The sequence below is a fragment of the Cytobacillus pseudoceanisediminis genome, from assembly GCF_023516215.1.
Lineage (GTDB): Bacteria > Bacillota > Bacilli > Bacillales > Cytobacillaceae > Cytobacillus > Cytobacillus pseudoceanisediminis.
In genome coordinates this window covers 522,488-535,561 of record NZ_CP097349.1, presented here as the reverse complement: position 1 = coordinate 535,561, position 13,074 = coordinate 522,488, and the positions used below count along the sequence as shown (strand labels likewise).

Annotated in this window: 11 protein-coding genes, 2 pseudogenes and 2 other annotated features; all 13 genes and pseudogenes read right to left on the bottom strand. The window is 43.9% G+C overall.

Annotation, left to right across the window (positions count from 1 at the left end):
* Nucleotides 1-36 precede the first annotated feature (36 nt).
* Nucleotides 37-771 (bottom strand): TPM domain-containing protein, encoded by a 735-nt coding sequence (locus M5V91_RS02935; RefSeq protein WP_217032352.1) that lies wholly within the window; start codon nt 769-771, stop codon nt 37-39.
* On the bottom strand, nt 768-1,346 hold the full coding sequence (locus tag M5V91_RS02930) for a LemA family protein (protein ID WP_019381167.1): 579 nt from the start codon (nt 1,344-1,346) through the stop codon (nt 768-770). Before M5V91_RS02930 ends, M5V91_RS02935 begins: the two co-directional genes overlap by 4 nt.
* A gap of 1,024 nt (nt 1,347-2,370) precedes the next feature.
* Nucleotides 2,371-3,363, bottom strand: a complete 993-nt coding sequence (locus tag M5V91_RS02925) for an aliphatic sulfonate ABC transporter substrate-binding protein (RefSeq protein ID WP_284521709.1) — start codon at nt 3,361-3,363, stop codon at nt 2,371-2,373.
* Nucleotides 3,364-3,379: 16 nt separating this feature from the next.
* A complete protein-coding gene (locus M5V91_RS02920) occupies nt 3,380-4,135 on the bottom strand; it encodes an ABC transporter permease (protein ID WP_251175005.1) in 756 nt (251 codons plus the stop codon).
* Nucleotides 4,119-4,907, bottom strand: coding sequence for an ABC transporter ATP-binding protein (locus M5V91_RS02915; protein ID WP_251175006.1), 789 nt, complete (start codon nt 4,905-4,907; stop codon nt 4,119-4,121). The genes M5V91_RS02920 and M5V91_RS02915 overlap by 17 nt, the downstream gene beginning before the upstream one ends.
* A gap of 156 nt (nt 4,908-5,063) precedes the next feature.
* Nucleotides 5,064-5,849 (bottom strand): tryptophan synthase subunit alpha, encoded by a 786-nt coding sequence (gene trpA, locus M5V91_RS02910; protein WP_009333471.1) that lies wholly within the window; start codon nt 5,847-5,849, stop codon nt 5,064-5,066.
* Complete coding sequence (trpB, locus tag M5V91_RS02905; RefSeq protein ID WP_009333470.1) at nt 5,846-7,051, bottom strand: tryptophan synthase subunit beta; 1,206 nt, start codon at nt 7,049-7,051, stop codon at nt 5,846-5,848. Before trpB ends, trpA begins: the two co-directional genes overlap by 4 nt.
* Nucleotides 7,048-7,667: pseudogene (locus M5V91_RS02900) on the bottom strand (phosphoribosylanthranilate isomerase). The gene trpB and the pseudogene M5V91_RS02900 overlap by 4 nt, the downstream one beginning before the upstream one ends.
* A complete protein-coding gene (trpC, locus tag M5V91_RS02895; protein ID WP_009333468.1) occupies nt 7,664-8,458 on the bottom strand; it encodes an indole-3-glycerol phosphate synthase TrpC in 795 nt (264 codons plus the stop codon). Before trpC ends, M5V91_RS02900 begins: the two are co-directional and overlap by 4 nt.
* Nucleotide 8,459: 1 nt before the next feature.
* Nucleotides 8,460-9,485 (bottom strand): anthranilate phosphoribosyltransferase, encoded by a 1,026-nt coding sequence (trpD, locus tag M5V91_RS02890; RefSeq protein WP_217027660.1) that lies wholly within the window; start codon nt 9,483-9,485, stop codon nt 8,460-8,462.
* Nucleotides 9,457-10,068 (bottom strand): anthranilate synthase component II, encoded by a 612-nt coding sequence (locus tag M5V91_RS02885; protein WP_019381161.1) that lies wholly within the window; start codon nt 10,066-10,068, stop codon nt 9,457-9,459. The genes trpD and M5V91_RS02885 overlap by 29 nt, the downstream gene beginning before the upstream one ends.
* Nucleotides 10,065-11,457, bottom strand: a pseudogene (trpE, locus tag M5V91_RS02880) (anthranilate synthase component I). Before trpE ends, M5V91_RS02885 begins: the two are co-directional and overlap by 4 nt.
* Before the next feature lie 166 nt (nt 11,458-11,623).
* Nucleotides 11,624-11,866 (bottom strand) — a binding site (T-box leader).
* 196 nt (nt 11,867-12,062) lie between these two features.
* Nucleotides 12,063-12,314 (bottom strand) — a binding site (T-box leader).
* Nucleotides 12,315-12,374: 60 nt separating this feature from the next.
* The gene (locus tag M5V91_RS02875) at nt 12,375-13,013 is read right to left on the bottom strand and encodes an MOSC domain-containing protein (protein WP_251175015.1); all 639 of its coding nucleotides are present in this window, start codon (nt 13,011-13,013) and stop codon (nt 12,375-12,377) included.
* Nucleotides 13,014-13,074 lie beyond the last annotated feature (61 nt).

Here is a 13,074-nt window from a genome sequence, read left to right as displayed (position 1 = left end):
AGCGGGAGATTGCAGCTCCCGCTCTTTTTCAATTTATCACCAGCCTCGGCTGGCTCCTCCTCCGCCGGAAGAACCGCCTCCCCCTCCCCGGGGACCGCCACCGCCACTTCCACCTCTTGAGAGAATGGAAAGGATGGCGTAAGAAAAGGCTCCTCCAAAAAATTTAATGTCCAGAAATAATAATCCAACAACAATTAAAATTATCAGCCAGGACGGTATGCCAATGCCTCTATCCTGTGTTCCGGCATCAGCATAATCGCCGCCTAAATTCACTTCTTCCCCGGCAGCTTCCTGTACAAGCACCTTATAGGTTTCAATTACAGCTCTGTTAGGCTGGCCATCCTGGAGATATGGAAGGGTGACGTCATCCAGAATCCTGCCTGCTTTTCCATCGGGAATTTGGCCTTCAAGCCCATAACCAACCTCAATCCGCACCTTCCGATCCTCCATGGCCACAACCAAGAGGACACCATTATTCTCTGCGGCACTGCCTATGCCATAAGACCGGAAAGCTTCATTAGCATATTCTTCAATCGGTCTGTCTCCAGTAGTTCCAACAGTTAACACTGCAACCTGTGCAGATGTCTGATCTTCCAATTGCCTCCCCAGGTTATTCAATTCAGTTTTTTCCTGGTCATTCAGAACCTCCGCAAAATCCTGGACATAAATATCTCCAGCAGGCTGCGGTATGGATTCATCTGCATGGACTGGGATTGCCCCCATTATTAAATTTGCGAAAAGAAGGGCCAAAGAGACCCAGCGGATGATCATTCCCCATTGCCTCCAAAGTCAACATCAGGTGCTTCGTTCGCCAGCGGATCCGCCCTAAAATACTCTTTTTCATCAAAGCCGGTTATCCCTGCAACAATTGCACCCGGGAACCTTTTTACTTGTTTGTTATATACGGCAACCTGGTCGTTATAATCCTTTCGGGCAACCGAAATCCGATTTTCTGTGCCCGCAAGCTCGTCCATTAATTGGGTAAACTGCTTATCCGCTTTTAAATTTGGATAGTTCTCCACCACTACAAGCAGACGGCTCAAAGCGCTTGACAGCTCGGCGTTTGCAGCTGCTTCCTCTTCAGGGGACCCCGCTCCCGCCAATCTCGCACGAGCATCTGATATAGCCTGAATTGTCTCCTTCTCGTGAGCAGCATATCCCTTTACTGTATTTACCAGATTAGGAATCAAATCCAGCCTTCTCTGCAGCTGGTTCTCAATTTGAGAATAAGCCTGATCCACATTTTCCTCAGCACTTACAAACCTGTTATAACTGGACATCAGCATCATGCCTGCTATGACTACTGCCGCAATAACGGCAATTAAAACTCCCATACCTTTTTTCATTTGCGTCACTCCTGTTTCTAAGTTGTTTTGTCACTTGCATGGTATTTTTCCTTTTTGGGGTGAAAGTTAAACCTGGAGATTGGTTTGCTGATGTTGTTAAGCTCGCGCGGATTTGGATGATTTACGCGCGGGCGGGCTCCTTCTGCGTGGGGCACGTTTTTTTGCGCGAGCTTCCTTCTGTTTTGCGCGGAATTATTACTTTTGTGCGCGGATTTGGATGATTTACGCGCGGCAGGGCTCTTTCTGCGCGGGGGCACGTTTTTTTGCGCGGGCTTCCTTTTGTTTTGCGCGGGATTATTACTTTTGTGCGCGGATTTGAATGATTTACGCGCGGCCGGGCTCCTTCTGCCCGGGGGGCACGTTTTTTTGCGCGGGCTTCCTTTTGTTTGGCGCGGGATTATTACTTTTGTGCGCGGATTTGGATGATTTACGCGCGACCGGGCTCCTTCTGCCCGGGGGGCACGTTTTTTTGCGCGGGCTGGCTTCTGTTTTGCGCGGGATTATTACTTTTGTGCGCGGATTTGGATGATTTACGCGCGGGCGGGCTCCTTTTCTGCGCGGGGGCACGTTTTTTTGCGCGGGCTGGCTTCTGTTTTGCGCGGGATTATTACTTTTGTGCGCGGATTTGGATGATTTACGCGCGGCCAGGCTCTTTCTGCGCGGGGGCACGTTTTAATCGTGGCAGGCTTCAGGTTCGGGCGGATATACTACTTTAAAGCGCGAATTCTTGTAGGTTTCGTGCATATGACTTTTTACAATATCAAGAGTAATCGCGTAATTATCTATCATTATTGCTTCATGTCTGACTTATATTGCGTCTACAGGACAGGTTATTGCACTGATCTTTTAATTTTTTGCGCTATCACAACGTTAATGCGTCTAACTTCCCATAATCGCGTCATCCAGCAGGTTATTCGAGCCTCCGTGTCTCTTTTTCGCGCTGCCTCCTTATCACAGTTGCGCCAAACAATCCTTATAATACAACAAAAACCCGGAACCCATCCGGGCCCCGGTTCAAGTATGATTATTTAATAAAATTGTTCGCAATCAGTTCGCTGAATTCAGGTTTATCTTTCAGGAATTTTAAAGTGTAGGATGAATCTGCAAATTCCTGGATGGTGTCTGCATCAACATCGTAAGTGAACCCGATTCTTTCCCAGGCGCGGTCTACGACTTCTTTTTCCAGTTCCTGGCCAGTCACTTCTTTAATGTCTTTGATAGTAATTGCTTTTGCTTCTTCAGGATTTTCTTCGATAAATTTAACTGCATCTTTATGTGCATCAACGATTTTCTGTACTTTTTCCGGGCTGTTCTTCACAGCATCACCAGTAGCAACCAATACTGATGCCGGAAGTGTTTCACCGAAGGATACTTCATCCCAGCCAATTACGACTTCAGCGTTTGTTTCCTGTTCAATGACTGCTGCCCATGGTTCGGGAGCAACTGCAATATCGACTTTACCTGTTTTCAGCATACTTGCATATTGTGCAGGGTTGCCTGTCAAATGCTTCATGGTACCGCCAATGCGAGCTGAAGTGATGCCGGCATCTTCAAGATATGTCTCATACTGGACATCATGTGTACAGCCCACGCCAGGTGTAATAAACGTTTTTCCCTGGAAGTCTTCAAGTGAGTTAATTTTTACTCCTTCTCTGGCAAGGACAACTGTTCCGCCAGTTGAGGCACCGGCGATAATTTTAACATCAGCTCCGGTTGAGAAGTTGTTCATTGCTGGTCCGGGTCCTACTAGTCCTGCATCAATATCGCCTGTTTTCAGGGCAGTCATGAATGAACCGCCTTCAGCAAACGTCTTATATTCTACCTTAGTACCATCGCCAAGCTGTTTCTCAAAATAGCCGTGATCTTTCGCAACCATTGCTGGCACATGATTGATATTCGGGAAATAGCCGATGACAATCTTGTCTTCTCCTCCGCTGCTCTTCTCAGATGATCCGCATCCGGCAAGCAGCCCGGTGAAAGTAAATAATATAGCAACCCATAAAATAGCCTTTTTCATTTATACCCCTCCAAAATTAAGACTCAAGTCCCCATTTTTTTATGACTGATTTTTCAATGCGCTGGAATATAAATTGGTCAACAATCATTCCGATAGCTCCAATAATAATCATGACACCGATTACGATGTCCATTCTTCCAAAGTCTGAAGCATATCGAAGTGTGTAGCCCAATCCTGGTCCTGTGCTTAAAAGCTCACCCGCCATCAATGCACGCCAGGCAAATGCCCAGGCAAGTCGTGAACCAGTGACAACGTATGGAATGGATGCCGGAAAGATGACTCTTGTGAATAAGTCAATTCCATTCGCTCCCATAGTCTGAGCTGCCTTGATATATAATGGTGAAACATTTTTTATGCCTGTTCGCATGTTCAGAGCCATTACAAATGTACCGCCAAGTATGGTTACAAAAATAACAGCCTTTTCATTTAATCCAAACCACATAATCGCGATCGGCAGCCATACGATACTGGGAACACTTTGCAAGGCAAGGATGACTGCACCCAGTGTTTCATCAGCTGTTTTGGATTTTCCAAGGAGAATGCCAATCAATGTGCCAATGACAAGGCTGATAGCCAGACCGACTGCGAGCCTCTTAAAACTGGCGATTAAATCATAAATGAGAGTTTTATCCCGAAACCCTTCAACAAGAGCACTGAATACACTGGAAAGGGAAGGGAAAATCAGAGGATGCCAAAGTTCAAGCCGTGACCCAATCTCCCAAAATGCAATGATGGCTGCAAAAAATATAATCCTTTTAATGGCTGTTTGCATATTGGAGTTCCTCACTTACAACTTTATCAATTTCCTTCTTCAGGTATTTCATAATGTGGTCTTCAATCTCGAGCATTTCTTTTTTGTGTTCTTCACGGGGTCTGGGTATATCAACCGTTATATCCTGTAAAATGATTCCCGGCTTTGTTCCCATAACAATGATTCGATCTGACAGTTTAATAGATTCTGAGATGCTATGAGTAACAAAAAGAATGGTTTTCTTCGTCTCAGTCCAAATGTTTTCCAGCTGTCCGTGCAGACGCGAACGGGTCTGTTCATCAAGAGCTCCGAATGGTTCATCCATTAAGAGTGTTTCCGGGTTCATCGCAAGTGCTCTCGCGATTGCCACCCTCTGCTGCATGCCTCCAGAAAGTTCATGAGGATAATGGGATATATATTTTCCCAGCTGAACCATTTGCAGATACTTAAGTGCTGTTTCCTCTGCATCTTTCTTCTTCATTTCTTTTTTCAGCGGAAACGTGACATTTTCCATGACTGTCAGCCAAGGGAATAAGGCTGCCTGCTGGAACACCATTCCCCTGTCTTTTCCGGGCTTTGTTATGGCTTTGCCATCGATTTGAATGTGGCCTGAAGTTGTTTTAGTCAGCCCTGCGACGATTGAAAGAAGTGTTGACTTTCCGCATCCTGAAGGGCCTAAAATTGAAACAAACTGGCCTTTCTCAATGGATAAATTAATATCTTTCAAGACGTCAACAGGACGATTTTCTTTATCGCTATATTGTTTATTCACATCGCTTATCTCAATGAACATTTTAAAAATCACCTATTCCTATAAATCTCATTAATTTACTCGGATTACTTGTAATTATAAAGTATTCACCTTGCATGTCAACCATTACAATAAATATTTTTAAAATTGGGCTTAATCAAATAAAAAGCCTCCTCCATCAAGGAGAAAGCTATTGTTTCACAATTTAATTTCTTCTATTTTAGATGAAGCGATCAGCTCTTCAACCTTTGCTAACTCACCGCTTTGAAAAAGCTCTATGATCTTGCTTCCAACGATTACCCCGTCACAATGCTGATTCATTTCTTTTACATGCTCTGGTTCAGAAATTCCGAAGCCGGCCAATACTGGTATCGGACTTACATCTCTAACCTTCTCCAAATGCTTTCCAAGCTCATCTTTAAATTCTTTTCTTGCCCCAGTGATGCCATTAACCGTTACAGCGTATAGGAAGCCTTTCCCTTTAGCTGCAATCGCCTCTATGCGCTCCAATGGACTGGTTAAGGTCACAAGGCGGATAATTTCGATTCCAGATCTTTCTGCAATTGGTGCAATGATCTCCTCTTCCTCTGCAGGAAGATCAGGTAATATTAAGCCGTCTACCCCTGACCTGGAGGCATCAGAAATAAAGTTGCCAATGCCATAGGCCATGATCGGATTCATGTATGTCATAAAGATCAGCGGGATGTGAACAATAGGCCGGATTTCCGCAATTTTAGCTAAGACCCCTCTAAGGGTTGTTCCGGCTTCTAATGCTCGAATGCCAGCCTGCTGGATGACTGGGCCATCTGCAACCGGATCCGAAAACGGAATCCCAATTTCAATGGCTGTTGCTCCCGCTTTTTCAAGGAATGTGATTTTCTCGGCCAGTGTCTCTAAGCCTCCGTCCCCAGCCATTATATATGGCACAAATGCTTTTTCTTTGTTTTGCTTAAGGCTCTGAAAAACTTTTTCAACCCGGTTCATTGTCCTTTCCCTCCTAATCTTGCTCTTACAGTTTCTACATCTTTATCGCCTCTGCCAGATAAACAGATGACAAGGCCTTCGTCTTTTTTCATTTGCGGTGCAAGCTTTAATGCATAGGCTACGGCATGGGAGCTTTCCAGCGCAGGGATAATGCCTTCCAGTTTGCATAAAAGCTTTAATGCATCAAGCGCCTCATCGTCTGTAATGGATTCATACTCGGCTCTTCCGCTGTCTTTCAGATAGCTGTGTTCCGGCCCAACTCCTGGATAATCAAGGCCAGCTGAGATGGAATGAGCCTCCTGAATTTGACCGTGTTCATCCTGCAGCAAATACATTAATGCTCCATGAAGAACTCCAGGAGTTCCTTTTGTTAAAGAAGCAGCGTGCTTATCTGTATCTGTACCCAAACCAGCTGCTTCAACCCCAACCATGCGGACCGTATCATCTTTAATGAAAGGATAAAACATGCCCATTGAATTGCTTCCGCCTCCAATGCAAGCCACAACTGCATCAGGGAGTTTACCTTCTTTTTCAAGGTATTGCTTCTTCGTCTCATTTCCGATAACACTCTGAAAATCCCGTACAATCATAGGAAAAGGATGTGGTCCCATCACAGAACCAAGGATGTAATGTGTATCCTCGACATTTGTCACCCAGTAGCGGAGTGCTTCGTTGACTGCATCTTTTAAGGTGGCACTTCCCGATTGTACCCCTACAACCTTCGCTCCAAGCAGTTCCATTCTGAATACGTTCAGCTGCTGTCTCCTGATGTCCTCTTCACCCATAAAAATAATGCATTCAAGATTTAAAAGCGCACATGCAGTTGCTGTTGCGACTCCATGCTGCCCTGCACCCGTTTCAGCTACTATTTTTCTTTTTCCCATTCGCAGCGCCAATAGAGCCTGGCCCAGTGAGTTGTTTATTTTATGGGCACCTGTATGATTCAAATCTTCTCTCTTAAGATAGACCTTCGCACCGCCGGCATAATTTGTGAGGTTCTCAGCAAAATAAAGAGGAGTTTCCCGTCCGACATAGTCTTTCAGCAAAGCCTTCAGTTCTTTCTGAAAACTTTCATCGGCTTGAGCTTTCTTATACTCCTCTTCCAATTCAAGAATGGCCTGCATAAGTGTCTCCGGCACATACCTTCCTCCAAAATCCCCGAAATGACCTCGTTCATCAGGCAATGTATAAGCTGTGTTCATTTTACTTCCTCCCTCTCCACACATTTAGCGTTTTCTATGAATCTTTTTATTTTCTCCGGATCTTTCTTCCCTTCAGTCTCAACCCCGCTGCTTACATCAACCATATAAGGATTGGCTGCTTTAATTCCTTCCCCCACATTTTCAGGATTGAGCCCCCCAGCAAGGATCATTTTTTTGTCCTGCAATGGTTTATTTAAAATCGACCAATCAAAAGATACCCCGTTGCCCCCCGATATTTTCCTTTCGGACTATCAAGAAGAATGTATTCGCATGAAAATTCGTCTAATTGAGATAAATCATCTGGTGAACCTACACTCAAAGCTTTTATAACCGGAAGAGAAAATGAGCTGCAAAATTCCGGCGTTTCATCTCCGTGCAGCTGAATGACATTGATCCCTGAAACATTTGCTATTTCTTCAATGGTCGCTTTCGTTTCATTTACAAACACTCCGACTTTTAAAACTTCTCCGGGAAGCTCTCTGATTATCTCCCCTGCTGCCTCAGGATTAATTTTTCTTTTGCTTTCTGCAAAAACAAATCCCAGGGCATCAGCCCCGTTTTCAATAGCAAAAAGTGCCGTGCTGATATCCCTGATTCCGCAAATCTTCACCTTCATTGTCTGACAGCCCCCTGCAAAGGAATCTTCATGGCCTTCAAAAGCCCTTCCAGATTATCTGCTTTCATGAATGCTTCTCCGACAAGAATGGCGTTTGCTCCTGCTGCAATTACACGCCGCACATCGTCTTCCGACTTAATCCCGCTTTCACTGATCAGGAATTTTCCCGCATTCTTTATTAGCGGGGCAAGTTTTTCTGTTACACCAAGGTCTACTTCGAAAGTTTTTAAATTTCGGTTGTTGACTCCGATCAGCTGTGCACCGGTTCTTAGAGCTATTTCCAGTTCTTCTTCATTATGAACCTCCATTAATACCTCAAGGCCTTCACTTTCAGCAAAATCGAAAAGCTCTTGAAGCCGTTCAGCTTCCATCGCAGCAGCAATGAGTAAAATTAGGTTTGCCCCTGATGCTTTTGCTTTTAATACTTGCACCTCGTCTATAATGAAGTCTTTGCAAAGGATAGGCAGGTCGACTGTCTCTCTGACAGCTGACAGATCAGCGAAGCTGCCTTTAAAAAACCTATTGTCTGTTAAAACGGAAATGGCATCGGCACCATACTTTTTATAAAATAATGCCTGATCTTTCGGATTTTGTCCGGTATTTATATCACCTTTTGAAGGTGAGGCTCTTTTGAATTCCGCAATCACAGCCAGTTCACTGCCTGATGCAAGCTTGTTAATAAAGGAGCGTTTATACATGGTTTCTCCTATTTGAAAATATTCCTTTTCCTTCTGCAGTACGATGACTTCTTTTCTTTTTTCAGCCAGTATTTGATCTAGAATTGTTCCCATCTTATATCACCTCTTTATGGACGCTTTTACTTGCTTCAATTAACCTATGCAGTTTTTCTAATGCAGCACCTGAATCTATGCTTTCTTTGGCTAAATTTATCCCGCCATGAATTGTTTCTGCCTTGCCTCCTGTAAAGATGCCAATCCCGGCGTTAAGAAGGACCGTGTCTCTTCTTGCTCCCTTCTCCCCCTTTAGGACACTTAGGAGTATTTCAGCATTTTCCCTGGAATCTCCGCCTCTGATCGCATCATTGCTGCTAACCGATAGGCCAACTTCCTCTGGATGAAGAACCTTTTTCGTTACCTTGCCGTTATTAAGAATGGCCAGGTGATTTTCCCCCTGTAAGGATGCTTCATCCATAAACCCTGCACCATTTAAAACAACTGCCCGTTTTCTTCCCAAAGCTTTTAACACCTCTGCAAACATTTCAATATAATCTCTCCGGTAGATCCCGAGAAGCTGATGATCAAGTTCAACCGGATTGGTTAAAGGTCCTATTAAATTGAAAGTTGTAGGTATTCTCAGGTCCCTGCGTACTTTCATGATTCTTTTAATATTCGGATGGACATGAGGTGCGAATAGAAAGGCTATCCCAATTTCCTCCAGAATTTCCTCCGTGCGCTCAGGCGAGTGATCCAAGTTTATTCCCAAATGTTCCAGTACATCGGCACTGCCTGTTTTGCTGGATACACTTCTATTGCCATGCTTGGCAACAGAAATTCCTGCTCCTGCAATCACAAAGGCCGAAGTAGAACTGATATTAAAGCTGCTTGAACCATCTCCTCCTGTACCGCAATTATCCAAAACATTAGGAATTTTCTTGCTAAATGTAAGGGATTTATCCCGCATTGCTTTTACGATGCCTGCAATTTCTTCAACTGTTTCCCCTTTTGTTTTAAGGCTCACCATAAATGCCGCAATCTCACTGTCCGTCACATCATTGGCAAATAAATTGTCCATCGCTTCCTTCATTTCTGCCTCTGTTAATGACTCGCGATCAGATAACCTCTGCAGTATAGTTTTCATCGTTTTTCTCCCTCCCGATAGTTTGTAAAAAGTTTTCCAAAATCTTTTTTCCAAGGCCTGTTCCTACAGACTCCGGATGGAATTGCAAACCGTATAAAGGATAATCTTCATGCTTGATTGCCATTATTTCATTATCATCCATTGATCTTGCCAAAACCTTAAAACTGCCAGGCAAAGTTCCCGACTTAATTATTAAGGAATGATAACGCATGATATGGATCGGCTGCGGCATGTATTGAAAAAGCTGTGATCCGTTATGCTTCAGATTAGACACCTTGCCATGCATAATTCTCTTGGCTTTTTCAATCTTTGCCCCAAAGGCATAGCCGATTGCCTGATGGCCAAGGCAAATGCCCAGGATAGGGAGCTTCCTGTAAAATTGCTGAATAACATCAACAATAACTCCAGCTTGTTCAGGCCGTCCCGGTCCAGGTGATAGAACAATGGCTTCAGGATTTAATTTTTCAATATCTTCGATTGTTATTTGATCATTCCTTACAACTTTAATTTCTTGTCCCAGTTCACCCAGATACTGATAAAGGTTAAATGTAAATGAATCATAATTATCAATCAGCAGAATCATTTTTTGTCCTCCAAAAATGCTTTTAATTTATGAAGTGTTTCGTCGTACTCTTTTTCTGGAATCGAATCATGCACGATGCCTGCCCCAGCTTGTATATAAGCGAATCCATCTTTTATTACCATGGTTCTGATTGCCAGGGCGAAATCCATATTGCCGTTTCCGGAAAAATAGCCGACTGCCCCTGAGTAAATTCCTCTTTTCACTGCTTCCAGTTCATTGATGATTTCCATTGCTCTAATTTTGGGTGCACCTGAAACCGTTCCGGCAGGGAGACACGCTATTAAGGCATCAATCGCTTTGTGAGGACTTTTCAGCTTGCCGCCCACTTCGGATACAAGGTGCATGACATGCTTATATCTCTCAATGACCATGTTTTTTTCTATAGTTACCGATCCAAATTCGCATACACGGCCGAGATCATTTCTGCCTAGATCGAGCAGCATCCTGTGTTCGGCAAGCTCCTTTTCATCTTCTATCAGGTCCCTTTCAAGCTGTAAGTCTTCCTCTTCTGTCTTGCCTCTTGGCCTTGTTCCTGCAATAGGGTTAGTAATTACTTTGTTTCCAGTTGCTTTTATAAGACTTTCAGGCGATGCCCCTGCAACCGCATATTCTTCAAAATCAAGATAGTACATGTATGGGGAGGGATTTTGCACTCTTAACTTCCGGTAAAATGCGAAAGGATCTCCAGTCAATTCTGCTTTTAACCGCTGAGAAAGCACTACCTGAAAAATGTCTCCCTCTTCAATATAGGCCTTGGCCCTTTTTACTTTTTCAACGAAGTCTTCTTTAGATATGGAAGCTTTGAAAGCCGACAGCGATGCTTCTTCCGATTGGGATGCCGCAGCCCCTTTTGGATTTCGGCCTTTCTTTTCTGCAATCTTTCACGTAGCTGAGATTCATCGGTTGCTGCCAATAAAGACATGGCTACCAGAAATACCTTTTGCTCCAGATGATCAAAAACGGCCACTTCCTCAAAAAACATAAGGTGAACATCTGGTACATTCAGCTCATCATGAGGGATCACCCCGATATCTTCGTATTGCCTGATGACATCATAGCCTGCATATCCAACAGCTCCTCCACAAAATGGGAACTGTTCAATGGGGTGAGCCTTTTCCTCGGGCATCAGCCTTCTTAATACATCAAGCGGCTTTTCATTAAAAACTTCTATTTTCCCCTCCGCAGTAACAGCCGTCCGAGATGCTTCCCCTTTTAGTTCCATCACCGGGTCCGCCCCAATAAAGGAATACCTTCCCGACTTTTCATGCTTTAGCGAGCTTTCAAGCAGAAATTTTTTCTCCCGCTCATTCTCTGGTAGATCAAAATAGGTGTTAATGTGTCCCCCTCAAGCTCTTCGATGATATAAGGACCATCCAAAATCGTTTTCAATATATTTCTCCTCCAGTTCTTTCGGATTCAGATAAGCGCAAGCGCCCTGATCACCCCTGACACTTTGAGGGAGCAGGCGATGGAGCCAGACAGGTATCTGACTTCAGAATTTTTACTTAACTATAAATAAAAAAGTCCCCTATACACACAGACAGAATCTGCGGGTATAGAGGACGTGTCTTGTGAACGTGGTGCCACCTCTTTTTAGAGCAGCATGCTGCTCCCTTTTTCGGGTACGGAAACATATCGATACCCTATCCTTTTAACGGTGGAAATCCGTGCTTCCCTACTATCTTTCAGGAAGCCTCTCGCAAGTCCATTCGAATGACTTACCGTACCGGGCTCTCACCTTACCCCGGCTCTCTTGAACGGACTCCATCAATCTACTCCTCTTGCTCAGCGATTTAAAGTAATAAAGTTAAAGAAAAGCGGAAGCGCCTTGCCACCCCCGACAAGCACAAGACGAGCCTCCCGGAAAGGCGTTCTTTGCCTTTTTAGGGGATTGGCTTGTGAACTCGAGGGGGTAGGCTGCTTGCGCTAGACAGTTATTTAAGTTCAAAAATTCTATATTTTTTCTGAACTAAATAAAAAAGGGCCTCCCGTCTAAAAAGGACGAGAGACCCGTGGTGCCACCTTCATTAGCTGATACATCAGCTCACTTAACAGATATCAAAACGAAAAACCGTTTGAATATCTGTCCCTTGTAACGATGAGACCGTTCGCCAAAGCCTACTGCTTAAAAAGGTTCGGTTTGGAGGCTCGAAAGTCCATTCACTGCTGTTTCCACACTGATTTGCACCAACCATCAGCTCTCTTTAGCTTCCACTGCAGCTACTACTCTTTGTCATTGCCGATCGATATATTGCTTATTATACTATTCCGATAAATGAAAAATGTCAAGGATATTTTTCATTTTTTTATAATAGAGCTTTTTCCAGCTTTTCTCTCCAGACAGCTGCAAGTGACTCAATCTGCAGGAGTTCTTCAATTGCTTTACGATTTTTGCGGTCATGGAACATGATAAAATTTCCTTGCAGAACCGATACCTTTTCCTGCTTTCTTTCTTCGAGCTTAAGAACGCTGCCTGCTGTTACAGTTCCTTCCTTCAGCACTCTGAAAAAGTAGCCTGTAAAGCATGTTTCAACAATTCTGCTTAAAAGCCGATCTTCTTCGTTATGCTTTGATATGGTTGAACATGGAATGCGGCCCTGTGTTATTTGGATAACAGATTCACCAAGCGAAAAGGTATCACCTATAAAAACATCCTTTTCCAGCATATTACCCGCACAAATATTTTCACCAAATGCCGGGGGACAGAATGTCTTTTTAAATTCTTTTTCCCACATCCCGTAATGTTCGAACGGGTATAGGCAAACTGCCCGGTCGGGGCCGCCATGAAAATCAGTGTTTGCCACTCCATCCCCCAGGAAACCATCCTTCGTTAAGAACGCACTTTCAATTTTTTCTTTGCCTATTCCCGATATTTCCTCACGGTTTTTCCAGCTGTGCTTTTTCGGTTTCCCTATGCTTAAACTAATAATTTCTTTCACATTTATCCCCTCGCCAGATTCGCTTTTCTATATATTTTAACGCTTTCCTTTTAGTAAATCGAAACAT